This is a genomic window from Oerskovia sp. NPDC060338 (assembly GCF_042726295.1).
Lineage (GTDB): Bacteria > Actinomycetota > Actinomycetes > Actinomycetales > Cellulomonadaceae > Oerskovia > Oerskovia merdavium.
The window spans coordinates 278,102-303,790 of the sequence record NZ_JBHXCQ010000001.1 but is presented as its reverse complement, the minus strand read 5'-3'; the positions used below and the strand labels follow the sequence as shown (position 1 = coordinate 303,790).

Below are 25,689 nucleotides of genomic sequence, written 5' to 3'. Positions count from 1 at the left end.
CACCGCCTTCACCGCCCCCCGTGCCCTATATTTTTTTACTGCCCCCTGATCCACGCGGATCAGGGGCATCTACTCACTTCTCGGCGTCCGAGATCGATCCCGGTCCACCCCTTGCGCACACCCCGCACCTCCTGGCAGGCTACAAAGTAGTTTGCAGTACAAACCTCAGGAGGAGCCGCCGTGCCCGCCCAGACGCCCGACCAGACCGCTGGACCCGCCCAGGGACCCGACGACGACCTGCCGCTCGACCCTGCCGAGAGCCTGCGCCTCATCGCGGCCCAGCAGGAGAGGGCCAAGGACGTCGAGCCCGACGGCCGCGTCCTCTACGGGGTCTGGGGGCTGGCCTGGCTGCTGGGCTACACGACGCTCTACGCGAGCTCGCTGCGCACGGCCGACGCCGCAGCGACGGCGACCGGAGCGACCGGGGTGGGTGGCGCCGTCGGGCAGCCCGAGCCCTGGGCGTTCCTCGCCTTCACCTTCCTCATCGTCTCGGCGGTGGCGATCACGATCGTGCACATCATGACCCGCACGAGCGGCCTGCGCGGCACGAGCGCCCGCTCGGGCGCGCTGTACGGCTGGGCCTGGTTCATCTCGTTCGCGGCCATGAGCATGGTCCTCGGCGGCCTTGCCCGGGCGGGCGCGAACCCCGAGGTCATGGCGCTCGCGAGCAACTCCCTGTCGTGCCTGGTCGTCGGGATCATGTACCTCGCGGGCGGGGCCATGTGGCAGGAGAGCCGTCTGTACGTCCTGGGCGTGTGGATCCTGATCGTCGCCGGAGCCGCGACGATCGTGGGCCTCCCGGGCCTCTACCTCGTCATGGCCGCCGCTGGGGGAGGCGGGTTCCTGCTCATGACGCTCGTCGAGCAGGTCCTGCGCGTGCGGACCCGCCGCCGGATCGCGGGAGGCGCCCGTGCCTGACGTCGAGCTCGACCCGGTCATCCACGCCCAGTCGCGGCTGCGCGTCGTCGCGACGCTCGCGACGCTCGGTACCGGCGACCAGATCGCGTTCCCCAAGCTCCAGAAGCTCCTCGACATGACCGCGGGCAACCTCTCGACGCACCTGCGCAAGCTCGAGGACGCCGAGTACGTGACCGTCACCAAGACCCACGAAGGTCGCACGCCGACCACCTACATCTGCCTGACCCCTCGCGGGCGCCGCGCCTTCGAGGTCTACACCGAGTCCCTGAGCACGCTCCTGAGAGGAGCCGGATCGTGACCACCGAGCACCCATCGACCGGACGGGAGGCCCCGTCGGCCACCGTCCGTACCGCAGCACGTGGAGGCCCCGCGCCCGACGGCTCCCTCGTCTCCGCGCAGCACGTGACCCGCCGCTTCGGCGAGGTCGTCGCGCTCGACGACGTGACCCTCGAGGTCGGGGCCGGTGAGCTCGTGGGCCTCCTGGGCCCCAACGGCGCCGGGAAGTCGACTCTGCTCTCGCTCGTGAGCGGGCAGCGCAAGCCGGACTCGGGCGTCGTGCGCCTGTTCGGCGGCAACCCGCGCGACGCCTCGTCCCGGCAGGGGCTGGGCCTGACGCCGCAGGAGACCGGGCTGCCCGCGACGCTCAAGGTGCGCGAGGTCGTCGACTTCGTCGGCAAGCACTACGCGAACCCCGTGCCCACCGGTCAGCTGCTCGAGCAGTTCGGGCTGTCCGAGCTCGCGGGACGCCAGACAGGGGCCATGTCCGGCGGGCAGAAGCGGCGGCTCGCGGTCGCGTTGTCGCTCGTCGGGCGGCCTCGCGTCGTGCTGCTCGACGAGCCCACCACGGGCCTCGATGTCGGAGCACGCCAGGCGCTGTGGGCCGCGATCCGCGAGTACCACGCGGCCGGCGGGACCGTGCTGCTCACGAGCCACTACCTCGAGGAGGTGCAGGCGCTCGCGCAGCGCGTCGTCGTGATCGACCAGGGCGTGGTCAAGGCCGACGACACGCTCGACGCGATCCTGCGTCGTGTCGGGCTGCGTCGCGTCGTCGTGCGCAGCACCGCGGACCTGGGGACCGACCTGCCGGGCGTGGTGCGTTCGGAGCGGACCGCTGACGGTGGGGCCGGTGGGCTCGGTGGGCTCGGGGGGCTCGGTGGGGCCGGTCAGTCCGACGGGAGCGGGGTCGAGTCCGGGCCCCGGAACCCCGCGGGCTGGCGCTACGAGCTCTACACGGCCGACGCCGACGAGCTCGTCCGCACGCTCGTGACCTCGGGCCTGCCGTTCCACGGGCTCGAGATCCGGGGCGCGAGCCTCGAGGAGGCGTTCGAGCAGATGGTCGCGAGCGGTCCCGCGGGGGCCGCGTCTCCGGGTGGCGGCCCCGGGGCCGACCGGCCGCCGGGCGGGTCGCGCCCGACGGGCAGCGGGTCCGACGGTGCCGACGCGACCACCTCCCGTGGTGGCGCCCGAACCCCGACGGACGTGGCGCCGTCGGGCGCTGCCGACCAGCAGACCTCCGAGGAGGAGAGCGCGCGATGAGCACCCCCGACGCAGTCACCACGACCCCCGGCGTGAGCGGACGCCCGCCCGGCGCCGCGACCCTCACCTGGATCCACCTCAAGTACCAGTTCCTCGAGACCGTGCGCGTGCCCATCGCGGTCCTCGGGAACCTCCTGTTCCCCGCGCTCGCGATGTTCTTCTTCGTCGTGCCGCAGAAGGAGGTCGCGGGCGACCCCGTCGCGGCGACCACGGCCGTCGCGTCGCTCGGGCTGTTCGCGATCTGCTCCGCGAGCCTGTTCACCTACGGGCTGGGCGTCGCGGAGGACCGCGCGCTGCCGTTCGACCCGTTCCTGCGCTCGCTGCCCGCGGGCCCCGCGCCGCGCATGATCGCGCGCATCCTCAACGGCGGGATCTTCTCGCTGTTCGGGCTCGTGCCGCTCATCCTCATCGGGTGGCTCCTGACCGCGGCCTCCGTGACGTGGTCGCAGCTGCTCGCGGGCGTGGGGACCGTGCTGCTCGTGTCGGTGCCGTTCGTGCTGCTGGGCATCGCGATCGGGTACTCGCTCTCGGCCAAGGCTGCGCTGCCCGTGGTGCAGGTCATCCTGTTCCCGCTCGCGTTCGCGGGCGGTCTGTTCCTGCCGCCGTTCCTGTTCCCGCCGTGGCTCGACGCGATCTCGATGGCGACGCCGACGCGTGCCGGCCGCGACCTGCTGGTCCAGGCGCTCACGGGCGAACCGGCCTATGCGCTCGCGTGGGTCGTGCTGCTGGGGTGGACCGTGGTGTTCGCGGTCCTGGCGGTGTGGGCGTACCGGCGGGACGAGGGGCGCCGGTTCAAGTAGGGCTCCTTGGTGCCGACGTGGTGCCGACGTGGTGCCGAGAACGAGGTTGTGGTCGCTTTCCGCTGGAAAGCGACCACAACCTCGTTCTCGACAGCGCGGAACCTCGTGCTCGGCGGGCACGCCCGCCCGTCCCGCTTCCGTCCGCGGCGATTAATGTGATATCACTTTGATAGATGCGGAGCGCGAGGCGCCGTAGCCCGACGAGAGGAACAGCCATGACCGAGACGACGGCCCCACCGCAGGAGTCCGTGGGCGGCGAGCCGAGCGGCCGACCCGTCGGGCACGACGGCACGCGCGTCGACGTGACCGAGCGCCCCGCCTGGTCGACCGGCGCGGGCGGCGCCCTGGTCGCCCTGATCGTGTTCGCCCTGCTCGCGGTCGGCGCTGTCGTGCTGTTCGCCCAGGGGGAGGGGCCCGCGGTCCTCGGCGGCGTCGTGGTGTCGGTGGTCGCGATCCTGCTCCTGACCGGGCTCGGGGTCGTCAACCCCGGCCAGACGCTCGTGGTCCAGCTCTTCGGTCGTTACCTCGGCACGATCCGCCGCACGGGCCTCGTCTTCACGGTCCCCCTCACGACCCACAAGCGGGTCTCGGTGCGCGTGCGCAACTTCGAGACGAGCGAGCTCAAGGTCAACGACGCCGACGGCAACCCCATCAACATCGCCGCGATCGTCGTCTGGCAGGTCGCCGACACCGCGAAGGCCACGTTCGCCGTCCAGGACTACGAGGACTTCGTGCGCGTCCAGTCCGAGTCCGCGCTGCGCCACGTCGCGATGTCCCACCCGTACGACCAGGCGGACGAGGGCGAGGAGAGCCTGCGCGGCGCGACCGAGCTCGTGTCGGCCGAGATCGCGCAGGAGGTCGCGGCGCGTGTCGTCATCGCGGGCATCGAGGTCGTCGAGGCCCGCATCTCCAACCTCGCGTACGCCCCGGAGATCGCGCAGGCCATGCTCCAGCGCCAGCAGGCCGGGGCGATCATCGCGGCCCGGTCGAGGATCGTCGAGGGTGCCGTGTCGATGGTCGAGGACGCGCTCCAGCGCCTCGAGGCCGAGTCGATCGTCACGCTCGACGACGAGCGCCGCGCCGCCATGGTGTCGAACCTCCTCGTCGTGCTGTGCAGCGACAGCCGCGCGACCCCCGTCGTCAACGCCGGGTCGCTCTACTCGTGACGCCGGAGGTCCCGGCGCCCGCTCCCGGCGGGTCGCCGGGGGCGGGAGAGCCGGGGCCCGACGGCGGAGCGGACGTCGGGCGTGAGGGTGCGCCGGGTGCGGGGGTGCCCGACGGCGGAGCGGACGTCGGGCGTGAGGGGGCGCCACGGAGGCCCCGGGCCGAGCGGAAGCAGGTCCTGCTGCGCCTCGACCCGGCGGTCCACGACGCGCTCGCGCGCTGGGCGTCGGACGAGCTGCGGAGCGTCAACGCACAGATCGACATGGTGCTGAGGCGGGCCCTCGACGCCGAGGGGCGGATGCCGCGCGACGTGCGCCCGCCACGCCGTCCGGGGCGGCCGCCCGCAGAGTGACCGACTCGTGCTGCGACGCCCCGAGGTGCCGAGCATGCGGTTGTCGTCCGACGAGCATGCGGTTGCTGTCGAGAATCGGCCGGGATCGAACGACAACCGCATGCTCGGCGGGTGAGTCGGGTGAGTCGGGTGAGTCGGGGCGTTCGGGGTCCGGAGTCGTGAGACTCGACGTCGGGGGCTGAGCAGGTCGCCCCTCTGCGCCGAGCACGAGGTTGTGGTCGTTATCCACCGGTTAGCGACCGGAGCCTCGTTCTCGACTGCGCGGAACCTCGAGCTCGACAGGACGAGCGACCCCGACCGGGCGGGGCCCGAACCTCCTCCGTCCGGCGAGCGCCCGTCCACCGAGTGCTGTCGTGTCTCGGTCCTCCGAGCGTCGTCACGCTCCACCCGCTCGCCCTGTTCGGCTCGCCCGAGCAGGCACGCTCCGGTGTCGACCGATGGGCAGTCCTCCCCGTTGAGCCGCGGTGCCCCGGCCGTTACTGTTCCCAGGCGGTGGTCGTCGGACCACCACGACGAGAGGTGGACCCCGTGGCGTGGTGGGAGGACGAGAAGCCGAGCCTGGCCGACCAGCTCGCGGACTCGAGCAGGCCGACGAGGTCGGCCTCGCGCTACACGACCGACCATTCCCGCAGCTGGGGGAGCCTGCCGCTGTGGCTGCTGCTCGGGACCGCGATCACGGCCGTGGGCGGTGCTGTCCTCTGGTTGGCGCAGTCGGCCGTGACGGTCTGCCTCGGCGTGACGGTGCTGGCGCTCGGGCTGTTCTACCTGAGCCAGTACGGGGTCCTGGCGTTCTACGTGCTGCAGGTCGGTCGGCTGCGTGACCGGCGCACCGCGGCGGCGCTCGCGCACGAGCCGGCGCCGGCTCTGACCGACGACGACGTCCGCCAGTTCCACGTCCCCGTCCGCCCCTCGTTCGCAGGGCCGGCGCGGCTGGGCCTCCTGGACCCCGGGGAGGGTCCGACGCCCCCGGCGATGCGCGTCGCCCGGATCGTCGGAGGCTCCTGCACCGCGGTCTTCATGGTGGGAGCGGTCGCGACGATCGTGGCGGGCTGGGCCTCGCGGTCCTGACCGGCACGGCCGAGCCCTCTCCAGGTGCCGAGAACGGGGTTGCGGTCGTTATCCGGTGGATAACGACCGCAACCCCGTTCTCGACTGCGCGGAACCTCGTGCTCGGCACCGACCGGGGCGCGGAACCCGGCACCCGGCACCCGGCACCCGGCAGACGCCCGACGCCCGACGCCTCGAAGACCTCAGCACGAGCACCCCAGCAGAACCCCGCCCCCGCGCAGGGCCCCGCGCTCAGCCCGCCGAGCGCAGCCGCAGCGAGTTCCCGACGACTAGCACCGAGCTCATGGCCATCGCCGCGCCCGCGATCATCGGGTTGAGCAGGCCGGCCGCCGCGAGCGGGATCGCCGCCACGTTGTAGGCGAACGCCCAGAACAGGTTCTGCTTGATGATGCGCAGGGTCCGGCGCGAGAGTCGGATCGCCGTCGCGGTCGAGCGCAGGTCGCCCCGGACGAGCGTGATGTCGCTCGCCTCGATCGCGACGTCGGTGCCCGTGCCCATGGCCAGGCCGAGGTCCGCCCCGGCGAGGGCTGCGGCGTCGTTCACGCCGTCCCCGACCATCGCGACGACCCGGCCCTCGGCGCGCAGCCGCGCGACGACGTCGACCTTGTCCTGCGGCAGGACCTGCGCGATCACGTCCTCCTCCGCGATGCCGACCTGCCGCGCGGCGACCCGGGCCGCGCCGGCGTTGTCGCCCGTGAGGAGGATCGGCCGCAGGCCCAGCTCGCGGAGCTCGGCCACGGCCTGGGCCGAGGTCTCCTTGACGGGGTCGCGCAGGACGAGGACGCCCTGGGCCGTGCCGTTCCAGGCGACGACGACGGCGGTCGCGCCCGTGGACTCGGCCTCGTCGAACGCCCGGCGCAGGTCGGTCCCTGCGGCGTCGGGGCGAGCGTCGTCCCCGGGGCTCGCCGGCTCCGCCGCCTCGAACGCGATGCCCTGCTCGGCGAGCCACGACGGGCGGCCGACCAGGACCCGATGCGCGTTGAGCGCCCCGGCGGGGGACAGGCCCGAGTGCGCGGTCCGGACCAGGCCGCTGACCCCGCCACCGGGCGAGCTCACGAAGTCGAAGACCTGCGCAGAGCCGATCACGACGCCGTCGGCGCCGGTCTCGACGGCGGCCGCGGACGACGACCGGTCGGGGGAAGTCGCGAGAGCCGCTGTTCCGCCCTGGTCCGCACCGGTACCGCCAGCACCGGTACCGCCAGCGCCGGCCGGCACCTCACGAGCAGTAGCTGACCCGACCTCCGCGACCTGCGCCGCAGCGGCCGCGACGGCCTGCGCGATCGGGTGCTCGCTCAGCCCTTCCACCGCGCCGGCGAGGCGCAGGGCGTGGTGAGCGGCGCCGTCGGGCCCCTCGCTCGGCGAGCCGGCAGCAGCCCGCGCCGCCTCCGACCCCAGGTCGAGCTCTCCCTCGCGCGTGACCACGCGCTCGAGCGCCATGCGGCCCTGCGTCACGGTGCCGGTCTTGTCGAGCACGATCGTGTCGACGCGGCGGGTGGACTCGAGGACCTCGGGTCCCTTGATGAGGATGCCGAGCTGCGCGCCCCGGCCCGTCCCGACGAGCAGGGCGGTCGGCGTCGCGAGCCCCAGCGCGCACGGGCACGCGATGATCAGCACGGCCACGGCCGCCGTGAAAGCGAACTGCGTGCTCGCCCCCGCGAGCAGCCACCCGCCGAGCGTGAGCACGGCCAGGACCAGCACGATCGGCACGAACACGGCCGAGATGCGGTCCGCGAGGCGCTGCACGGGAGCCTTGCCCGTCTGCGCCTGGCTCACGAGGCGCCCGATCTGGGCGAGCGTCGTCTCCTCGCCCACGCGCGTCGCGCGGACGAGCAGGTGGCCCGAGGTGTTGACGGTCGCGCCCGTGACGTCGTCGCCCGGAGTCACGTCGACGGGCACGGGCTCGCCCGTCAGGAGCGAGGTGTCGACGGCGGAGCTGCCCTCGACCACGACGCCGTCGGTCGCGACCTTCTCGCCCGGGCGGACCGTGAACAGGTCGCCCTCGCGCAGGGTCGAGACGGGCACGCGCTCCGTCACACGCTGGCCGTCGGGGCCGGTCGTGACGCGCTCGGCGTCCTTGGCGCCCATCGCGAGGAGCGAGCGCAGCGCGTCGCCGGCCTTGCGGCGCGAGCGGTGCTCGGACCAGCGGCCCGCGAGGAGGAACGTCGTGACGACGGCGGCGACCTCGAAGTAGAGCTCGGGCATCGCTGCATGCTCGCGCGAGGGCAGCAGCGAGACCGACATGCGCATGCCGATCTCGCCCGCACCGCCGAGCAGGAGCGCCCACAGCGACCACAGGGTCGCGGCGATCACGCCGATCGACACGAGCGTGTCCATGGTCGACGCGCCGTGGCGGGCCGCGCGGAAGGCCGCGGTGTGGAAGGGCCACGCGCCCCACGTCACGACCGGCAGGGCCAGCGCCGTGACGACCCACTGCCACCCCGGGAACTGGAGCGCCGGGATCATCGAGAGCAGCACGACGGGCAGCGTGAGGACCGCGGCGACCTTGAGGCGGCGGCCGAGGTCGGCGCCACGGTCGCGCGTGGGGGCCGAGGTGTCGGTCGACGGGGGCGTCGTGGGGGCCGGGGTCGCCGGCCGGGGCGCGGCCGTGGTCGTCGTCGGGGTCCCGCCGGCGGGAGCGGTCCCCGAGGTGCCGACGGCCGTCGACGTCGCGCCGCTCACCGCGGCGGGCGCCGTGACCGTCGCCGTGACCGGCGCCGCGACGGGCGACGCGGCCGCCGCCTTGGCGGCGACCGCGGGTGCGGCCGCCCGGCGGCCCGTGACCCGCGCCTGGTAGCCGGCCTTCTCGACGGCCGCGACGAGCTCGGCGTCGGTCACGCCGTCGGGCAGCACGACGTGCGCGCTCTCGAGCGGCAGGTTCACGGTGGCCTCGACGCCGTCGACGCGGTTGAGCCGCTTCTCGACGCGTGCGACGCACGACGCGCACGTCATGCCCTCGATCGCGAGGTCGACCTCGACGAACGTGGGGCCGGCGGTCAGGCCGGTGGGGGTGGTCATGGGTGCTCCTCGAGAGTCCGGTGGTGCGTCCGGCGGGTTGCGCCGGGTGGGGTCTCCGCCGCGGTCCGCTGTGCGCGGGCGGGGGCGGTGGGCGCACGCCGGGGTGGGGGTGCGCGGCGCGGGCGGCCTGGGTCAGCGGCGTGAGGGGCGCGGCCGAGGTGTCGGCAAGCGGCCCGCGGGTGGAGCGGTGCCCGACGACGGAGCGTGGGCCGGGAGTCCGGCCGGTGCTCCGTCGTCGGACGGGTCGTCGGGCGAGGCGTCAGGCCTTCGGGACCTGGAGGTCGTACGTCTTCTCGGCCGGGGTGGCGTCCGCCGCGGAGTCCGTGCCGCAGCCGCAGCCGCAGTTGTGCGCCTTGCGGTCCGCCGCCTGCTCGGCCGACTGCGCGGCCTGGGCGTTCAGCTGGACCTCGTAGCTGGCGACCTCGTAGCCGGCCTCGTCCACGGCCTCGCGCAGCGCGGCCTCGTCGAGCGGCTCGTCGGAGAACACGGTGACCTCGGAGGCCCCGCCGACGTTCAGGTCGACGCTGATGTTCTCGACGCCGGCGACCGCGCCGACGTCCTTGGTGACGTGCGAGACGCAGTTGCCACAGGTCATGCCGGTGACGCCGAGGGTGGTGACGGTGCTCATGGGTGCTCCTTGGGAGGGGTGGGTTGTCAGCTGCGGACGAGGCGTGCGATGGCCTCGGACGCCTCGCGGACCTTGGCGGCGCCCTCGGCCTCGGAGGACCGGGCGGCGTCGACGACGCAGTGACCGAGGTGGTCCTCGACGAGTCCGATGGACACCGCCTGGAGGGCCTTGGTCACTGCGGAGACCTGGGTGAGGATGTCGATGCAGTAGACGTCCTCGTCGATCATGCGGGCGATCCCGCGGACCTGCCCCTCGATGCGGCGCATGCGCTTGAGGTAGGCCTCCTTGTCGGAGGCGTACCCGTGCGGGCCGGTGTGGGCAGGGGCAGCGCCCGGCTCGACCGGGTGCTGGGTGGTCGTGTCGCTCATGCTGGGCCTCCGTGATCGCTCGCTCGGATACCCCTGTGGGGTACCGCTCTTCAAAGATACCCCTGAGGGGTATCAGGTTGTCAAGGGGTCGAAGGTCCCTCCGGGCCACGGACCCGCCTCTCTCCCCGCTCGCCCGGCCCGCTCGCTGCGACGAATGCGCCGTTCGCCACGACATGGGGCCGTTTCGGGTGTTCGATGAGAACCGAACAGCCCGCACGGACGGTGCTCCAGCGTTCCTGGCGGGACTCGACCCGACGTCAGGAGCCCACCATGACAACGCAGGACCCGATCCTCACCGCCTTCTCCTCCGCCGCCAAGCAGGTCTGGTACTGGCCCGTGATCCGCGGCGTGATCGCGATCCTCTTCGGCATCGTCGCGCTCGCGTGGCCGGAGATCACGGCCGTCGTCTTCATCTGGATCGTCGCCATCTTCACGCTCGTCGACGGGCTGTTCGAGATCGTCGAGGGCATCCGGCGCCGGGGGACCGGCGGCACCGCCGCGCTCGTCACGGTGGGTCTCGTGAGCGTCGCGGTCGGCGTCGTGCTGCTCGTGTGGCCCGGCAAGACCGCCGAGGTCCTGGTGTGGATCGTCGGTCTGTGGGCCGTGGTCCTCGGGATCTTCCAGGCGATCGCGAGCATCGAGCTGCGCAAGGTCCCCGGCAGCGGCTGGGGCTGGGGAGTCTTCGCGGGCCTGCTGTCGCTCGTGTTCGGTCTGCTCGTGCTCTTCAACGTCGGCGCGGGCGTCGTGTCGATCGTCTGGATCCTCGCGATCGTGGCCCTCGTGTGGGGCATCTCGCTCATCGCGTTCGGCTTCCAGATCCGCAGCCTCGGGAAGAAGGCCGGCCAGATCAGCTACTGACCGGCCCCCGTCGGTCGGGCGCCGCTCGACCGACGGGTCCGCCTGCCGCGCCGTGCACCACGGCGTGGCAGGGAACGAGGTGAGCGGCGCCGTCGGGCACGGAGGAAGGTGCCCGACGGCGCCGCTCACCCGCCAGGACACCTCACCCCGCGCCCGGGCAGGGCGTGCAGGGCTCAGGCCGTGGCTCGCGCCGCGGCCTTCGCTCCGTCCGGGAGCGCTGCGAGGATGCGCTCGACCGCGGCGTCGTCGTGCGCCGACGACACGAACCACGCCTCGAAGACCGACGGCGGCAGGTTGACCCCGGCGTCGAGCATCGCGTGGAAGAACGCCTTGTAGCGGAACGCCTCCTGCGCCTGCGCCTGGGCGTAGTTGCGGACCCCGGCCGAGGCCGCGAAGTCGCCGAACATGATCGAGAACAGGTTGCCCGAGCGCTGCAGGCGGTGCGCGACGCCCTCGGCGGCCAGCGCCGCGCTCGCGGCGTCACCCACGACCTGGGCGACGTGGTCGACGCGCGCGTAGACGGCGTCGTCGGCCAGGCGCAGCGTCGCGAGGCCCGCCGCGACCGCGACCGGGTTCCCCGAGAGCGTGCCCGCCTGGTAGACCGGGCCGAGCGGCGCGAGCTGGTCCATGATCGACGCCGGTCCGCCCAGCGCGGCGACGGGCATGCCGCCGCCGACGACCTTGCCGAACGTGAAGAGGTCGGGCGTGTACTCGGGGACGGCGCCCGAGGCCGCACCCGATTCCAGGCCCCACCAGCCGCTCGGGCCCACCCGGAAGCCCGTGAGGACCTCGTCGAGGATCAGCAGCGCGCCGTGCGCGGACGTGATGCGGCGCAGTCCCTCGTTGAAGCCGGGCGCGGGAGGCACGATCCCCATGTTCGCCGGAGCGGCCTCCGTGATGACCGCGGCGATCTCCGAGCCGCGCTCGGTGAACGCGCGCTCGACGGCCTCGAGGTCGTTGTAGGGCAGCACGAGGGTCTCGGCCGCGCTGGCCTCGGTCACGCCGGCCGAGCCGGGCAGCGCGAGCGTCGCGACGCCCGAGCCCGCCTCGGCGAGCAGCGAGTCGACGTGCCCGTGGTAGCAGCCCGCGAACTTGACGACCAGGTTGCGGCCCGTGAAGCCGCGCGCGAGGCGCACCGCGGTCATGGTCGCCTCGGTGCCCGTCGAGACCAGGCGCACGCGCTCGGCGGCGGGGACCCGACGACGGACCTCCTCCGCGAGGTCGACCTCGCCCAGCGTCGGGGCGCCGAACGACAGCCCGCGTGCCGCGGCGTCCTGCACGGCCGCGACGACCGCGGGGTGCGCGTGGCCCAGGAGCGCGGGGCCCCACGAGCACACGAGGTCGACGTACTCGCGGCCCGTGACGTCCGTGACGTACGCGCCGCGCGCGCTCGCGATGAAGCGCGGGTCGCCGCCGACCGAGCCGTAGGCCCGCACGGGCGAGTTCACGCCGCCGGGGATCGCGCCCTGGGCGCGCACGAACGCCGCGTGGTTGTCGTGGAGGGTGGTCGCGTGCGCCGGGGAGCCGGCCGGGTGGATCGTCATCGGTGTCACCGAATCCATTCTGCGATCTCGAGGGCCCAGTAGGTCAGGATGATGTCGGCGCCCGCGCGCTTGATGCCGAGCACGGACTCCAGGACGGCGCCGCGCCGGTCGATCCAGCCGTTCGCGGCCGCCGCCTCGATCATCGCGTACTCGCCCGAGACCTGGTAGGCGGCGACGGGGACGTCGCTGCGCTCGGCCACGGCCGCGAGCACGTCGAGGTACGAGCCTGCGGGCTTGACCATGACCATGTCGGCGCCCTCGGCGAGGTCGAGGTCGGCCTCGCGCAGGCCCTCGCGGAAGTTCGCGGAGTCCATCTGGTAGGTGCGGCGGTCGCCCTGGAGCGTCGAGTCGACGGCCTCGCGGAACGGCCCGTAGAACGCGCTCGCGTACTTGGCGCTGTACGCCAGGATGCTCACGTCCGTGTGCCCGGCGTCGTCGAGGGCCTCGCGGATCACGGCGACCTGGCCGTCCATCATGCCCGACGGCGCCACGACCTCCGCGCCCGCCTCGGCCTGGGTCAGGGCCATCGAGGCGTAGCGGACCAGGGTCTCGTCGTTGTCGACGACCAGCTCGCCGTCCGGGCCGGCCGTCAGGACCCCGCAGTGGCCGTGGTCGGTGAACTCGTCGAGGCACAGGTCGGCCATGACGACGGGGCCCGGCCGGCCTGTGCCCGCGGTGGCGTCCCGGGCCGCGTCGCGCGCGATGCGGATCGCCCGGTTGAGGATCCCGTCGGGGGCGTCGGCCTGCGAGCCGGTCGCGTCGCGGTGCTCGGGGATGCCGAACAGCATGACGCCGCCGACCCCGGCCGCGGCGGCCTGCGCGACGGCCTCGGCGAGGCTCGCCTCGGTGTGCTGCACGATGCCCGGCATGGAGCCGAGGGGCTTGGGCTCGGTCAGGCCCTCCTTGATGAACAGGGGGAGCACGAGGTCGGCGGCGTGCAGCCGCGTCTCGGCGACGAGCCGGCGCATCTGCGGGGTCGAGCGCAGGCGGCGGGGACGGATCACGGGAGGTTCCTGCCTTCTGTGGGGGAGAGGGAGTCGGAGTCGAGCAGGGGAGCGGGGGGGAGTGTCGCGGGGCCGTGCGGACGGGTCGGCAGCGACGCGGAGCACCGCTGCGGCCAGCGCCTCGTCGGTCGCCCTGTCTGCCACGGCGTCGACCCGCAGCCCGACCGCGTGCGCGGCCTCCGCCGTCGGCTCCCCGATCGCGACGCCCGCGACGCGCGGGTCGGCGCCGAGCTGGGCCGCGACCTCGCGCGCCACGCTGCCCGACGTCAGCACGACCACGTCGACCGCACCCGCCCGCCACGCCTCGACGACCTCCGGGGAGAGCGCGTGCGACACCGTCCGGTACGCCGTCACGACGTGGACGTCCCAGGCGCGCTCGCGCAGGCCCTCGGCCATGGTGGGCTTCGCGAGGTCGCCCTGCGGCACGAGCACGCGGCCGCTCGTGCCGGCGGGCGCGCCGTCCGCGGCGGACCGGGCGTCCGCCCGGTGCGCCTCCGACAGGTGGTCGAACGCCGCGAGCAGGCCGCGCGCCGAGTTCACGGCCGCCTCGAGGTCCACGCGGACCCCCGCGGCCTCGAGCGCGCGTCGCGTCGCCGGCCCGACCGCGGCCCACCGCGTGCCAGGTCCCACGGAGCCTGCGGCCCCCTCGCGACCCGACACCTCGGCGAGGGACCGTCCGCGGCGCGTGGCGCTCGCGGTCAGCTCGTCGATCGCGTTGACGCTCGTCACCACGACCCAGGCGAAGGCCCCGCGCGCGAGGTCCGCGACGGCGGCGTCCATGGCCGCGGTGTCCTCGATGGGTGCGCGTTCGATCGCGGGGCTCACGAGCACGGTCGCGCCCTGCGTGCGCAGCCGTGCGGCGAGGGGCTCGGCCCGCTCGGGCGAGCGCGGCACCAGGACGGTGGTCCCGGCCAGCGGTCCGGCGGCGCCGGCCGGTCCGGAGGCGGTCGGGGCGTCCGCAGCGGGCGCGTCCTCCTGCCCGACGTCGTCGCTCGCGGTGGCCGGACGGGCGGGAGTCTCGGTGGGGGTGTCCGCGGCGTCGGTGCGCTGCGGCGACGACTGCACCGGCGGCAGCTCGCGCCCGCGCTGGGGGTCGCGCAGCCTGCCTGGCATCAGTGCTGCTCCGGGTTCACGGGGGCGTCGGTGCCGCCGACCGTGAGCTCGTCGGCAGCGTCGGTGGGTGCGGTGCCGGGGGCCCAGAGCGCCGACGCCTCGGCAACGGGGAGCGAGCCACCGCCGGGACCGGTCGCACGCAGGGGCGCGAGCTCGGCGGCCCCTCCGGCCAGCAGGGCGTCCGCGACCTCGACGCCCAGGGCGCGGGCGAGCGCGTCCGACGCGTCGTCGGCACCGGCCGTCCGGGGAGCACCGGCCCCGCCGGCCGAGTGGCCGCCGACGACCGCGGGCAGCGCGACCCGGGCCGAGTGCGTGAGGACCTGCCCGCCGTCGAGCCGGGCCACGACCGCGGAGAGGCGGAGCTGGTCGTCCTCGACCACCGCGTGAGCGCCGACGGGGGCCGCGCACCCGGCCTCGAGCCGGGCGAGCAGCGCACGCTCGGCGAGGACCGCGAGGCGGGTCGGGAGGTGGTCGAGGCCCGCGACGACCTCGGCGAGGTCGAGGGGCTGGCGTGTGCCGCCGTCGGGCAGGAGGTCGAACGAGGACAGGGGCGAGAGGTCGGCGGTGCGGACCTCGACGCCCAGCGCGCCCTGCCCGGGGGCCGGGGCCATGACGCGCACGTCGATGACCTCGGAGACCGCGTCGAGGCGCCCCAGGCGCGAGAGCCCTGCGTACGCGAGGACGACCGCGTCGAGGTCCGCGTCGGGGCCGAGGGCGCGCGCGAGGCGCGTGTCGACGTTGCCGCGGATGTCGAGCACGTCGAGGTCGGGGCGGACCGCGAGGAGCTGGGCCGCCCGTCGCGGCGACCCGGTGCCGACCCTGGCGCCGCGCGGCAGGGTCTCGAGCGTCCAGCCGTTGCGCGCGCACAGGACGTCGCGCGGGTTCTCACGCTCGGGGGTCACGAGGGTCAGTCCCTCGGCCGCACCGGTGGGCAGGTCCTTGAGGGAGTGGACGGCGACGTCGCAGCGGCCGTCGAGCAGCGCCTCGCGCAGCGCGGTCACGAACACCCCGGTGCCGCCCATGGAGGCGAGCGATCCCGAGCGGACGTCGCCCTCGGTGCGGATGCGCACGATCTCGACCGGGTGCCCGGTCAGCTGCTCGATGCGCCTGGCGACGAGTCCCGTCTGGGTCGTCGCGAGGGCGCTGCCACGGGTTCCGACACGAATGCTCACGCTCCTAGTCTCCTCTGCGCGGCGGCATTGTCGAAATGCGTGCGAAGGTGTTTGGCGCGACATTCTGCGGAAAGGCGACGCGAGTGACATCGACCTGACAGGAGGTCAGAACAAGAAGACGAATTGTCAGGACGTTCGGCCGAGAAAATGCGGACGACATCGCGTGCCGTCCGCATTTCTCGGAGATCAGAGCTGCTCGGCGCAGTCCTGCGCGTGCCCGACGATCGCCGCGAGCCCCGTGCCCGCGATCCAGCCACCCGTGACCCCGAGCCCGTCGACGTGCGAGACCCGCTCGACGAACGCCGCGACCTCGCGCCGGTACACGGGCGTGGGCGGGGGGAGCGACCCGTTCCAGCGCGTCGACAGGTGCTCGCGCACCTTGCCGTCGAGGTCGACCCCGAGCAGCACCGAGGCGTCGCGCACGACCTGGTCCACGGTCGGCTCGACGGTCTCGCCGATGCGCCCGTAGCTCAGGCGCACCACGTGGTTCCCCGGCCCGACGGCGCCCGCCACCCGGGCGGCCAGCCACGGCCACTTCGCGGTCGAGTGGGTCAGGGCCTTGGCCTGGACCGGGTCGTGCGCGCCTGCCCGGTGGTTCTCGTCGCGCGTCGACCACGTGCGGGGCTTCGGCGCGACCAGCAGGCCGCTGCCCCGCGGGGCGGCGTCGAGCTCGGGGGCCTCGACCAGGAGCGTCACGAGACGGATGTCGGCACCGGGCTCGGGGTCCGGCACCGGGTCGGCCGTGCGGCCCGCGAGCGGGGACACCAGGTCCACGACCGCGGGGGTCGTGACCAGGAGCCGCGGGGCCCGGAAGGTCGTGGGGCCGCCGGGGCCCTCGGCCTGGACGCTCCACCCCTGGTCGCCGTCGCGGTCCAGCCCGACCACCTCGTGGCGCGCGAGCAGCACCCCGGCCGGGCCCGCGCTCCCGGCGGGAGCAGCGGCGTCGGGCGCGTCGTCCGTGACCGCGAGCGTGAGCTCCTCGACGAGGCGGTGCATGCCGCCCTCGATGCCGCGGACCGCCGAGCCCGCCGGCGCCTGGGCGCGCAGGGCCGCGACCGCACGGGTCAGCGAGCCCTCGCGGGCGTAGGCCTCGCGCAGGCCCGGGGCCACGGCGTCGACGTCGAGCCGTTCGAGCGGTGCCGAGTGGACGCCCGCGGCGACCGGGGCGACGAGGCGCTCCGCGACGCGGCGGCCCACGCGCGAACGGGTGAACGTCTCGAGGTTCTCCTCGTCGACCCAGCGCCGCGGCTTGATGCGGTCCATGCCCGCGCGCAGCGCGCCCGGCCAGCCGACCGCGCGGCGCACGTCGGCCGCGAACGGGTGGGCCGGGATGCCCATGATCCCCGCCTTCGGCAGCGGGAACGCGCGGCTCGCGGCGTAGCCCCACGCGCTGATCGGGGCAGGCTCGACGACCGTCAGGCCCAGAGCGGACACCAGGTCGCCCACGGCCGACCCGCGCGCCGCGAAGGACTCGGCGCCCACGTCGACCGACAGTCCCGTCGAGCCCAGCTTGTCGCCGTGCACCGGCCCGCCCGGGCGGTCGGCCGCCTCCAGGACGAGGACCCGCAGGCCTCGGCGGCGCAGCGTGCGCGCGGCGGTCAGGCCGGCCACGCCGGCGCCCACGACGACAGCGTCGAACGTGGTGGGGGAGTTGCCGGTCGATCCATCAGCAGCGGGGTGCACACGTCCAGTGTGCCCCCGCCGCGAGGGTGTGTCAGACCAGGCGTCGCCCCGGGGTCACGCCTGGTCCGACACGTTCCGGACGGAATGGACGAGCTCGACGACCCGGGTCAGGACCGTCGGGTCGGTCTCGGGCGGCACGCCGTGCCCGAGGTTCACCACGTGGCCCGGCGCAGCGCTCCCACGGCGCAGGACGTCGAGGACGTGCGCCTCGAGCACGGGCCACGGCGCGGCCAGCAGGGCCGGGTCGATGTTGCCCTGGACCGGCACGTACCCCCCGAGCGTCGCCGCGGCCTCGTCGAGCGGGGTGCGGTAGTCCACGCCCACGGTCGGGTGCGTCACCCCGGCCTCGGTGAGCGCGTCACGCATGGCCCCGAGCAGGTGCCCGGTGCCCGTCCCGAAGTGGATCGCGGGCACCCCCAGGTCGCTGACCTGCGACAGCGCGACCGTGCTGCCCGGCTTGGCACCCGCGAGGTAGTCCTCGAGCGACAGGCTGCCGGCCCACGAGTCGAACAGCTGGGCCGCGCTGGCCCCGGCCAGGACCTGAGCGCGCAGGAACGCCCCCGTGATCTGTGCGGTCCACGCCGTCAGGCGGGCCCACGACTCGGGGTCCGCGTGCATGAGCGTGCGCGCCGCGAGGTGGTCGCGCGACGGGCGCCCCTCGACCAGGTACGCCGCGAGCGTGAACGGCGCGCCCGCGAACCCGATGAGGGGCGTCGACCCGAGTGCCGCGACCGTGAGCGCGACGGCCTCCGTCACGGGCGCGAGCGACTCCGGGGTGAGCTCGTGCTCGACGAGGCGAGCGACGTCGTCGGGCGTCCGGTAGGCCTGCCCCATGACCGGGCCGACGCCCGGCACGATGTCCACGTCGACCCCCGCGAGCTTGAGCGGGATGACGATGTCCGAGAAGAAGATGCCCGCGTCCACGCCGTGGCGGCGGACCGGCTGGAGCGTGATCTCGCTCGCCAGGTCCGGGCGCAGGCATGAGTCGAGCATCCCGACGCCCTGGCGCAGCTCGCGGTACTCGGGCAGGGACCGGCCGGCCTGCCGCATGAACCACACGGGTGTGGTTTCCGGGCGGTCGCCGCGCAAAGCGCGCACGAGGGGAGAATTCGTCGTCCGGCCGTCGACGAGAGGGTGGTTGTCTGAAAGCGCGGTGAACGTCACAAGAACCGATTCTGCCGTGCGCGCAGAGGAATGATTCAATCGGAGCACTGTGGTTCTCCTGTCGATGACTGCAAGTCACCACGAGCTGGACATGTCCACCCTCGAGCTCCTCTCCACCGGAGCCGCGTCGGTCGGACGGGCAGCCGTCGAGACCTGCGAAGCGATCACCGGTGCCGTCGTCGTCGCGACGTGCAACCGGTTCGAGGTGTACCTGGACGTCGACTCGCCCGTGGACGGGCGGGGCGTGCAGCACGCGTCGCACGAGGTCGCGCGGCTCGTCGCCGCGGCGTCGGGAGTCTCCGAGGACGTCGCCGTGGGTGCGTTCTCGACCCGTACCGGGCCCGACGTCGCCGCTCACCTCTTCGAGGTCGCCGCGGGCCTGGACTCCATGGTCGTGGGCGAGCGCGAGATCGCCGGGCAGGTCAAGCGCGCGCTCGAGGAAGCACGCGAGGGCGGCGCGACGTCGTCCACGCTCGAGCTCCTGTTCCAGACCGCGTCCCGGACGTCCAAGAAGATCAGCAACGAGACGACGCTCGGGGGCAACGGCCGGTCGGTCGTGTCGCTGGGGCTCGACCTCGCGAGCGCCGAGCTCCCGCCGTGGCGCCAGGTCCGGACCGTGCTCATCGGCACGGGCTCGTACGCCGGGGCGTCGCTCGCAGCGCTGCGAGCGCGGGGCTGCGAGGACGTGCGCGTGTACTCGGGGTCGGGGCGTGCCGAGCAGTTCGCGGCCGACCGCGGCGCGGTCGCCGTGACGGACCTCGTGACGGCTCTCGAGGACGCGGACCTCGTGGTCTCGTGCAGCGGGGCACGGGGGCGGGTGCTGGCCGGTGGCGCTCCGACCGTGACCGAGCCGGGTGCCGGAGGCGACCAGGTGCCCGCCGAGGGGGCCGAGCTCCCTGGCGACCCTGACGCGCTCCTGGGCGGTGACGCGCTAGGCCACGTGCTCGACGCCGCGGCGGTCGTCCGCGCCCGGTCGCGCGCCGCGGAGGCCGCGGGCGACGAGGCCCCGCACCGGCCCATGGTGGTCCTCGACCTGGCGCTGCACCGTGACGTCGACCCGCGCGTCGCGGACCTCGACGGCGTCCTGCTCTACGACCTGGCCTCCCTCAAGGCGCACTCACCCGCGCTGGGGTCGCTCGTCGTCGGGCAGGCGCGGCGGATCGTGGACCGTGCGACGCAGGACTTCGAGGAGACGCGCCTGGGGCGGGCGGCCGACACGGCCGTCGTCGAGCTGCTCGACGACGCCGACCGACGGATCGCCGCCGAGGTCGCCGAGCGCGTGGCCGGACGCCGGGCCGCGGGGACCGAGGTCGACGAGGCCGAGGCCGAGGCGCTCACCCGCTCGGTCCGTCGTCGTGTGCACGCCGACCTGCACGACGCGATCGTGGCGGCTCGGGCGTCGGCGCTCGCGGTGGCTCAGGCCGAGGCCTCGGCCGTGGTGGCCGACGCCGAGGCGGCTCTGCGCGGCGCCGGGACGAGCGGGTCCGACGTCGAGGTGTGCGCGGGGCGCTGAGCCCCTACTCGGTGTGCCGAGCACGAGGTTGCGGTCGTTCTCGGGCTGTTCTCGACCGCAACCCCGTGCTCGACCGACCGCAACCTCGTGCTCGACCGCGGGAAGTGCCCCTCAGGCCGCGAGCACGCCCGCGTCGACCAGGTGCTCCAGGACGATCCGGCCCGCGGGCGGGACGCGGTGGGCCTCGCTCCCCGTGACCCACGTGAGCTCGCCGACCTCGGCGCGCGGGGCAGGCTCGGGCGAGCCCGGCAACGGCTCGGCGTAGAAGCAGTGCATCCGCACGAGCCGCCCGTCGAGCCCGTGACCGGGCGCCTCGGCGACGAGGCCCGAGCGGACCGTCGCCGGGTCGAGCAGGACGCCGAGCTCCTCCTCGATCTCGCGGACGAGCGCCTCGGTGTCGCTCTCGCCCGGGTCGAGCTTGCCGCCCGGCATGAAGAACAGCTCGTTGTCGCGGCTGCGGACGACGAGCAGCCGCCCGTCGCGGACGTGGATCCAGCCGACGGTCTTCAGGGGGGTCGTGGGAGTGTCGAGGGAGGTCACGGTCGACATCCTTCCACCCGGTGCGTCGCCGTCGGCGGCCGGTCGCGACGTCGTCGTCGGCACCGCGAGACCCAGGTCGCCGGGAACCCGCCGATAGTTCCGTTTCAGAACGAAAGTCGATACTGTGCCGATCGCGGACGGGCCCTACGGTGCCTGCCGCGACGACGACAGGTCACGCGCGGCACCGCCCGCCCGATCGGACGGAGAGCTCGATGGGATTCATCAAGGCCTTTGCTGGTGCCCTCGGAGGCACGCTCGCGGACCAGTGGAAGGACTTCCTCGCGCCGCCCACGAACCTCGCGCCGACCGCAGCGCTCTTCCCGGCGGTCGCGCAGGGGCAGAACGCCGGTCGTGGCTCCAACACCAAGGGCTCGGCGAACATCATCACCAACGGGAGCCGGTTCGTCGTCCCCGAGGGGTACGGGCTCCTGACGTTCCAGGACGGTGCGCTCACGGGCTTCGTGGCCGAGCCGGGCGGGTACCTGTTCACGTCCGACGACCAGAACTCCCAGTCGATCTTCGCCGACAACGGCTTCCTGAGCCCGCTGATCAAGACCACGTGGGAGCGGTTCAAGTTCGGCGGGCAGCCCGGGTCCCAGCAGCTCGGCTTCTACGTGAACCTCAAGGAGCTGCCGAACAACCGGTTCGGGACCCAGTCGGAGATCTACTGGGACGACGCCTACCTCGGCGCCCAGGTCGGAGCCGTGACCCGCGGGACCTACACGCTGCGCATCGTCGACCCCATCCTGTTCGTCAAGCAGTTCGTGCCGCTGACCTACCTCGGTGCGAGTGCCAAGGTCTTCGACTTCTCCGACCTCGACAACGACGCCGCGAGCCAGCTCTTCACCGAGGTCGTCGGATCGCTCGCGGCCGCCTTCTCGAGCTACACCAACGACCCGGACAAGGGGAACCGGATCACCCGGATCCAGAGCGACTCGGTCGGGTTCGCGCAGTCGTTGGCGGGCGCGGTCGAGGAGGGCTACCAGTGGACGTCCTACCGGGGCCTGTCGATCGTCAAGGTCGCGCTCGCCGCGATCGAGTACGACGAGGACACCAGGGCGCTGCTGAGCGACGTCAAGAAGGCCGACGCGCTCGCCGGCGCTCGGGGCAACTCGTTCCTCCAGCAGGCTGCCGCGCGCGGCATCCAGGCTGCCGGCGAGAACCCGGGCGGTGCCGGAGGCGGTGCGAACATGGCGATCCTCGGCATGGGGATGAACGCTGCGGGCGGCGCGATGGCCGGGCTCCAGCAGCCCGTCGTCCCGCTCCAGCAGGTTCCCGCGCAGGCTGCGCCGGTCGCGACCGCTGCGGCTCCGGCCGCCGAGGACCCGGTCGCGAAGCTCACGCAGCTCAAGGCCATGCTCGACCAGGGGCTCATCACGCAGGCGGACTACGACGCCGCCAAGGCCAAGGTCCTCGGGTTCTGAGGGACCGGCGATGACCGTCCACGAGCCGGAGGCGGCTGTCCCGCCGTCGGCCCCACAGCCTGCCGTCCTGCCTGCCGAGGCCCAGCCGTCCGCCGGCCCCCGGCCGGACGGGCCGGCGGTCGTCCGCACGGACGCCGGCGCCAGCGACGGCCTGGTCAAGTGCTCACGGTGCGGGGCGACCGAGATCTCGCTCAACGTCGCGACCGGGAACCTGCGCTGCGGGTTCTGCCGCTACGAGTGGGCGAGCGCGGGGACCATCGCCGACCTCGGCCTCGACGGCGACATCGGCGCGCTGCGCGGGGTCGTCGTCGGGTCCGGCACGGCCGCGATCGTCCCGGGGACCGACGAGGTCCTCACGTTCCGGTGCTCGGCGTGCGGCGCGGACGTCGTCGTCGACACCGCGCACGGCACGCAGGCGCGCTGCCACTGGTGCCGCAACACGTTGTCGGTCAACCAGCAGGTGCCCAACGGCGCGGTGCCCGACGTCGTGCTGCCGTTCCGCCTGCCCAAGGACGAGGCGATCGCGCGCATCCGGGAGTTCGTCGGCAAGCGTCGCTTCTACGCCCACCCGACGTTCCGGGCCGAGTTCGTCCCGGAGAGCGTCGTCGGGGTCTACATGCCGTACCTCGTCGCGGACCTCAACACCAAGGCCCGGTTGTCGGGTCAGGGTGAGCGCCTCGTGCGGTCGTACACCGTGAAGGTCAGGGGCGCGGACGGCGAGGAGCGCGACGAGCGGCGCTACGACGCCGACCTCTACGACGTCGTCCGCGAGTTCGACCTGCACGTCGACGACCTGACGATCGAGTCCTCGGCGGACCGGCGCGACCACGGTGCGAGTGCTCGGACGAACAACATCATCAACACGATCCTCCCGTTCGACGTCGAGAACGCGGTGCGCTACGACTCCAACTACCTCTCGGGGTTCACCGCTGAGCGGCGCGACACCGACATCGACGACGTGCGCGAGCCCGCGTTCGCGCAGGCCAAGGAGATCGCCCGGTTCCGGGCGCTCGACATGATCGGGGCCTACGACCGCGGGCTCCGCTGGGACCACCAGCAGCTCGAGGTCGTGGGCCAGCGCTGGGTCGCCGCCTACCTGCCGGTGTGGCTGTACTCATACCACGAGGTCCGCACGAACGGGAGCTCGCTCCTGCACTACGTCGCGGTCAACGGGCGGACGGGCGAGACCATGGGATCCGTCCCGGTCAACCGCCGCCGCCTGTTCGCGGTGTCGCTCGTCGTCGAGGCCGTCGCGGCCGTGGCGGCCCTCCTCGTCATGATCGGGACCTGATGCACGTGCTCGCCCTGGACGCGCTCACCGTGGCCGCCGAGTCCTCGTCCGGTGAGGAGGGGGCGCTGAAGCTCGTCGTCGTCGGTCTGCTGCTGCTCGCCGGGCCGCTCTTCTACTGGCTGACCTGGCGTCGGTACCGCAACGCCGGCGAGCGTCACGACCACCGGAGGGACACACGGTCCGAGGTGCGCGACGTGCGCGCGTCGGACGTCCACGTGCGTCGGTTGATCGGCCGGACGAACAGCAGGATGTCGGGCGCGAACCACCGGTCGTAGGGCCGCCGGGCGCGCCGCGCACGGAGTCGACGCCCCGAGCACCTCACCATCGGCCCCAGCAGGCTGCCCCCGGCGGGCCGTCGGGGGCAGCATCGGCACCTCCCGCTACCGTGGGCAGATGCGACTCGGAGTGCTCGACATCGGTTCCAACACCGTCCACATGCTCGTCGTGGACGCGGTGCGCGGCGCCCGCCCGGACCCGGCGGCGTCGGGCCGCTCGGTCGTCCGTCTCATGCGCTACCTCCAGCCCGACGGCTCGATCTCGGCCGAGGGCGTCGAGGCCCTGCTCGAGGCGGCGGACAAGGCGGCGGCCCTGGCCCGCGAGTACGAGGTCGACGAGTCGCTCGCGCTCGCGACGTCCGCGCTGCGCGAGGCGACCAACGGCCCCGAGGTGCTCGCGGCGATCGAGGAGCGCGTCGGGGTCCCGATCGAGGTCCTCTCGGGCCCCGAGGAAGCGCGGCTGACGTTCCTCGCGGCGAGGCGCTGGCACGGGTGGGCGTCGGGCCGCCTCATGGTCCTGGACATCGGTGGCGGCTCGCTCGAGATCGCGTCGGGTCTGGACGAGGAGCCCGACGTCGCTGTCTCGGTCCCGCTGGGGGCAGGCCGGATGACGATCGAGCACCTCCCGGACGACCCGCCCACGGCCCACCAGGTCGCGGCGCTGCGCACGCACGTGCGCGGGGTGCTCGCCGAGGCGCTCGGTGAGATCAAGGCTCTGCCGCGCCCGGACCACGTGGTCGCGACCTCCAAGACGTTCCGGTCGCTCGCCCGGCTCGCGGGCATGAAGGTCGCGGTCGTGGGCCCGGAGGAGCGCTGGCGCATGGAGCGCTCGCAGCTGTCCGACTGGGTGCCGCGCCTCGCGCGCATCCCCGCGGCGGGGCGGACCGAGCTGCCGGGGATCACGGCCGAGCGGACCTACCAGATCGTCGCGGGCGGGGTCGTCGCGGAGGAGACCATGAAGGCCCTGCGCGTCGCGGAGGTCGAGATCTGCCCGTGGGCCTTGCGCGAGGGGGCGATCCTGCGCCGTCTCGACCAGATCTGACGGCCTGAGCCGGGGCGCCGCGGCGCTCGGACGCGTTCTCCACGAAGCACCGTCCGGGCCCCCGCACGAGGTGCTATCTTGTCTCGCATGGTACCTAGCGAGGACATGATCCTCACCAACCTCCGGCGAGGGGCGATCGAGTACTGCGTGCTCGCGCTCCTGGCCGACGACGAGTGGTACGGGCTGGACATCGCCCGGCGCCTCTCCGCGGACGGCGTCCTCCTGAGCGGCGAGGGCACGCTCTACCCGCTCCTCGCGCGGCTGCGCAAGGGCGGGCTCGTGGAGACGCACTGGCGCGAGTCCGACGCCGGACCGCCCCGCCGCTACTACGCGCTGACCCCCGAGGGACGCGCGGCCCTCGAGACCTTCGCCCGCACCTGGGCGCCCTTCCGCGACGCCGTCGACTCGACCCTGGGGAGCCACCGATGAACCACACGACCGATGCGATCACCGCCTACCTCGACGACCTCGCGCGGATGCTCGCGCACGTCGACCCCGCCGAGCGCGCCGACGTCCTGGGCGGGGTGCGCGAGCACGTCGACGCGAGCCTGGCCGAGCTGGGGCACGAGCCCAGCGAGCAGGAGGTCGCGGCGGTCCTGGCGTCGCTCGGTGCTCCGGAGGACGTCGCGCGAGCGGCGTCGGGAGCCCCCAGGACCTCCCTGCCCGACGGCGCAGTCCCCTCGCGCCCCGCCCTCACCGGCACGTGGGTCGCCCCGGTCGTCTTCGGCCTCGCCCTCGTGGGCATCGTCGGGGCTCCGCTGCTCCTGCCGGGCGTCCTGTGGATCGCCGCAGCGGTCCTGCTCGGCGCCTCGCCGCTGTGGACCACGAACGAGAAGGTCTGGGGGATCGTCTCGGGGTTCGGCGCGGGGGCTGCGTTGCTCGGCATGACGAGCATGTTCTGGTTCGCGACTCCGAGCTGCGTGTCGGTCGGCTCGCAGTCCGCGGTGAGTACCTCGGGCGCGGGCGCGGGCGCGGGCGCGGGCACGGGTGAGGGGACCGAGGGCGGTTTCCACGCTCCGACGGCCGGGGACTTCACGACCACGTGCGACGCTGCGGGCGCGAACGTCGGCGGGATCGTCGTGACCGTCCTGCTCGGCGCGATCGTCCTCGCCGCGCTCGTCTACCAGGTCGTCCTCCTGCGCCGGGGGCTCGCGCGATCGGCCGCGGGTCGGACCGCCGTGGCCTGAGCAGTCCCGGCCCGCCTCGCCGCGGACGCG

Annotated in this window: 24 protein-coding genes and 1 pseudogene; 15 read left to right on the top strand and 10 right to left on the bottom strand. The window is 73.9% G+C overall.

Features of this window, described 5'->3' with window-relative positions; translation table 11 throughout:
* Positions 1-180 precede the first annotated feature (180 nt).
* From ACFWGN_RS01380 to ACFWGN_RS01350, 7 genes are all read left to right on the top strand, one after another.
* Positions 181-918 carry a hypothetical protein gene (locus ACFWGN_RS01380; protein WP_377615339.1) on the top strand — a complete coding sequence of 246 codons (738 nt, stop codon included), beginning with the start codon at positions 181-183 and terminating at the stop codon, positions 916-918.
* Complete coding sequence (locus tag ACFWGN_RS01375; protein WP_191805210.1) at positions 911-1,216, top strand: transcriptional regulator; 306 nt, start codon at positions 911-913, stop codon at positions 1,214-1,216. The genes ACFWGN_RS01380 and ACFWGN_RS01375 overlap by 8 nt, the downstream gene beginning before the upstream one ends.
* Complete coding sequence (locus ACFWGN_RS01370) at positions 1,213-2,454, top strand: ABC transporter ATP-binding protein (protein ID WP_377615338.1); 1,242 nt, start codon at positions 1,213-1,215, stop codon at positions 2,452-2,454. The genes ACFWGN_RS01375 and ACFWGN_RS01370 overlap by 4 nt, the downstream gene beginning before the upstream one ends.
* The gene (locus ACFWGN_RS01365; protein WP_191805208.1) at positions 2,451-3,254 is read left to right on the top strand and encodes an ABC transporter permease; all 804 of its coding nucleotides are present in this window, start codon (positions 2,451-2,453) and stop codon (positions 3,252-3,254) included. Before ACFWGN_RS01370 ends, ACFWGN_RS01365 begins: the two co-directional genes overlap by 4 nt.
* Before the next feature lie 215 nt (positions 3,255-3,469).
* The gene (locus ACFWGN_RS01360; protein ID WP_191805206.1) at positions 3,470-4,420 is read left to right on the top strand and encodes an SPFH domain-containing protein; all 951 of its coding nucleotides are present in this window, start codon (positions 3,470-3,472) and stop codon (positions 4,418-4,420) included.
* Positions 4,417-4,770, top strand: a complete 354-nt coding sequence (locus tag ACFWGN_RS01355) for a hypothetical protein (RefSeq protein WP_377615337.1) — start codon at positions 4,417-4,419, stop codon at positions 4,768-4,770. Before ACFWGN_RS01360 ends, ACFWGN_RS01355 begins: the two co-directional genes overlap by 4 nt.
* A 528-nt stretch (positions 4,771-5,298) precedes the next feature.
* On the top strand, positions 5,299-5,838 hold the full coding sequence (locus tag ACFWGN_RS01350) for a hypothetical protein (RefSeq protein WP_377615336.1): 540 nt from the start codon (positions 5,299-5,301) through the stop codon (positions 5,836-5,838).
* Positions 5,839-6,069: 231 nt separating this feature from the next.
* On the opposite strand, the gene ACFWGN_RS01345 is transcribed toward ACFWGN_RS01350, so the two are convergent.
* The 3 genes from ACFWGN_RS01345 to ACFWGN_RS01335 all read right to left on the bottom strand — a co-directional run bounded on the left by ACFWGN_RS01345 (position 6,070) and on the right by ACFWGN_RS01335 (position 9,849).
* Complete coding sequence (locus ACFWGN_RS01345; protein ID WP_377615335.1) at positions 6,070-8,853, bottom strand: heavy metal translocating P-type ATPase; 2,784 nt, start codon at positions 8,851-8,853, stop codon at positions 6,070-6,072.
* A gap of 259 nt (positions 8,854-9,112) precedes the next feature.
* Positions 9,113-9,481, bottom strand: a complete 369-nt coding sequence (locus ACFWGN_RS01340) for a heavy-metal-associated domain-containing protein (RefSeq protein WP_191805200.1) — start codon at positions 9,479-9,481, stop codon at positions 9,113-9,115.
* Positions 9,482-9,507: 26 nt separating this feature from the next.
* Positions 9,508-9,849: a metal-sensitive transcriptional regulator gene (locus tag ACFWGN_RS01335; RefSeq protein WP_191805198.1), complete on the bottom strand. Its 342-nt coding sequence runs from the start codon at positions 9,847-9,849 to the stop codon at positions 9,508-9,510.
* A 270-nt stretch (positions 9,850-10,119) separates the two neighbouring features.
* Here ACFWGN_RS01335 and ACFWGN_RS01330 point away from each other — a divergent pair, with 270 nt between their 5' ends.
* Positions 10,120-10,707: an HdeD family acid-resistance protein gene (locus ACFWGN_RS01330; RefSeq protein ID WP_377615334.1), complete on the top strand. Its 588-nt coding sequence runs from the start codon at positions 10,120-10,122 to the stop codon at positions 10,705-10,707.
* A 173-nt stretch (positions 10,708-10,880) separates the two neighbouring features.
* On the opposite strand, the gene hemL is transcribed toward ACFWGN_RS01330, so the two are convergent.
* The 6 genes and pseudogenes from hemL to hemE all read right to left on the bottom strand — a co-directional run bounded on the left by hemL (position 10,881) and on the right by hemE (position 18,387).
* Positions 10,881-12,251, bottom strand: coding sequence for a glutamate-1-semialdehyde 2,1-aminomutase (hemL, locus tag ACFWGN_RS01325; RefSeq protein ID WP_377615333.1), 1,371 nt, complete (start codon positions 12,249-12,251; stop codon positions 10,881-10,883).
* Positions 12,252-12,256: 5 nt separating this feature from the next.
* Positions 12,257-13,219: a porphobilinogen synthase gene (gene hemB / locus ACFWGN_RS01320; RefSeq protein WP_377615452.1), complete on the bottom strand. Its 963-nt coding sequence runs from the start codon at positions 13,217-13,219 to the stop codon at positions 12,257-12,259.
* A 159-nt stretch (positions 13,220-13,378) separates the two neighbouring features.
* Positions 13,379-14,368 (bottom strand): annotated as a pseudogene (locus ACFWGN_RS01315) (uroporphyrinogen-III synthase); the annotation flags it as partial.
* Positions 14,368-15,540, bottom strand: coding sequence for a hydroxymethylbilane synthase (gene hemC, locus ACFWGN_RS01310; protein ID WP_377615332.1), 1,173 nt, complete (start codon positions 15,538-15,540; stop codon positions 14,368-14,370). The pseudogene ACFWGN_RS01315 and the gene hemC, both read right to left, overlap by 1 nt.
* Positions 15,541-15,726: 186 nt before the next feature.
* Positions 15,727-17,223 (bottom strand): protoporphyrinogen/coproporphyrinogen oxidase, encoded by a 1,497-nt coding sequence (locus ACFWGN_RS01305; protein WP_377615331.1) that lies wholly within the window; start codon positions 17,221-17,223, stop codon positions 15,727-15,729.
* A 54-nt stretch (positions 17,224-17,277) separates the two neighbouring features.
* Positions 17,278-18,387, bottom strand: a complete 1,110-nt coding sequence (hemE, locus tag ACFWGN_RS01300) for a uroporphyrinogen decarboxylase (RefSeq protein WP_377615330.1) — start codon at positions 18,385-18,387, stop codon at positions 17,278-17,280.
* A gap of 49 nt (positions 18,388-18,436) precedes the next feature.
* Here hemE and ACFWGN_RS01295 point away from each other — a divergent pair, with 49 nt between their 5' ends.
* A complete protein-coding gene (locus tag ACFWGN_RS01295) occupies positions 18,437-19,900 on the top strand; it encodes a glutamyl-tRNA reductase (RefSeq protein ID WP_377615329.1) in 1,464 nt (487 codons plus the stop codon).
* A gap of 111 nt (positions 19,901-20,011) precedes the next feature.
* Here ACFWGN_RS01295 and ACFWGN_RS01290 read toward each other — a convergent pair whose 3' ends face one another.
* Positions 20,012-20,440: an NUDIX domain-containing protein gene (locus ACFWGN_RS01290; protein WP_191805183.1), complete on the bottom strand. Its 429-nt coding sequence runs from the start codon at positions 20,438-20,440 to the stop codon at positions 20,012-20,014.
* A 212-nt stretch (positions 20,441-20,652) separates the two neighbouring features.
* Here ACFWGN_RS01290 and ACFWGN_RS01285 point away from each other — a divergent pair, with 212 nt between their 5' ends.
* The 6 genes from ACFWGN_RS01285 (at position 20,653) to ACFWGN_RS01260 (ending at position 25,659) form a co-directional block, all read left to right on the top strand.
* Positions 20,653-21,864, top strand: a complete 1,212-nt coding sequence (locus tag ACFWGN_RS01285) for an SHOCT domain-containing protein (protein WP_377615328.1) — start codon at positions 20,653-20,655, stop codon at positions 21,862-21,864.
* Between the two features lie 10 nt (positions 21,865-21,874).
* Positions 21,875-23,155: a TFIIB-type zinc ribbon-containing protein gene (locus ACFWGN_RS01280; protein ID WP_377615327.1), complete on the top strand. Its 1,281-nt coding sequence runs from the start codon at positions 21,875-21,877 to the stop codon at positions 23,153-23,155.
* A complete protein-coding gene (locus tag ACFWGN_RS01275) occupies positions 23,155-23,430 on the top strand; it encodes a hypothetical protein (RefSeq protein WP_191805177.1) in 276 nt (91 codons plus the stop codon). Before ACFWGN_RS01280 ends, ACFWGN_RS01275 begins: the two co-directional genes overlap by 1 nt.
* Positions 23,431-23,548: 118 nt before the next feature.
* Positions 23,549-24,472: a Ppx/GppA family phosphatase gene (locus tag ACFWGN_RS01270; RefSeq protein WP_377615326.1), complete on the top strand. Its 924-nt coding sequence runs from the start codon at positions 23,549-23,551 to the stop codon at positions 24,470-24,472.
* Positions 24,473-24,559: 87 nt separating this feature from the next.
* Positions 24,560-24,901 carry a PadR family transcriptional regulator gene (locus tag ACFWGN_RS01265; RefSeq protein WP_377615325.1) on the top strand — a complete coding sequence of 114 codons (342 nt, stop codon included), beginning with the start codon at positions 24,560-24,562 and terminating at the stop codon, positions 24,899-24,901.
* Positions 24,898-25,659, top strand: coding sequence for an HAAS signaling domain-containing protein (locus ACFWGN_RS01260; RefSeq protein ID WP_377615324.1), 762 nt, complete (start codon positions 24,898-24,900; stop codon positions 25,657-25,659). Before ACFWGN_RS01265 ends, ACFWGN_RS01260 begins: the two co-directional genes overlap by 4 nt.
* Positions 25,660-25,689 lie beyond the last annotated feature (30 nt).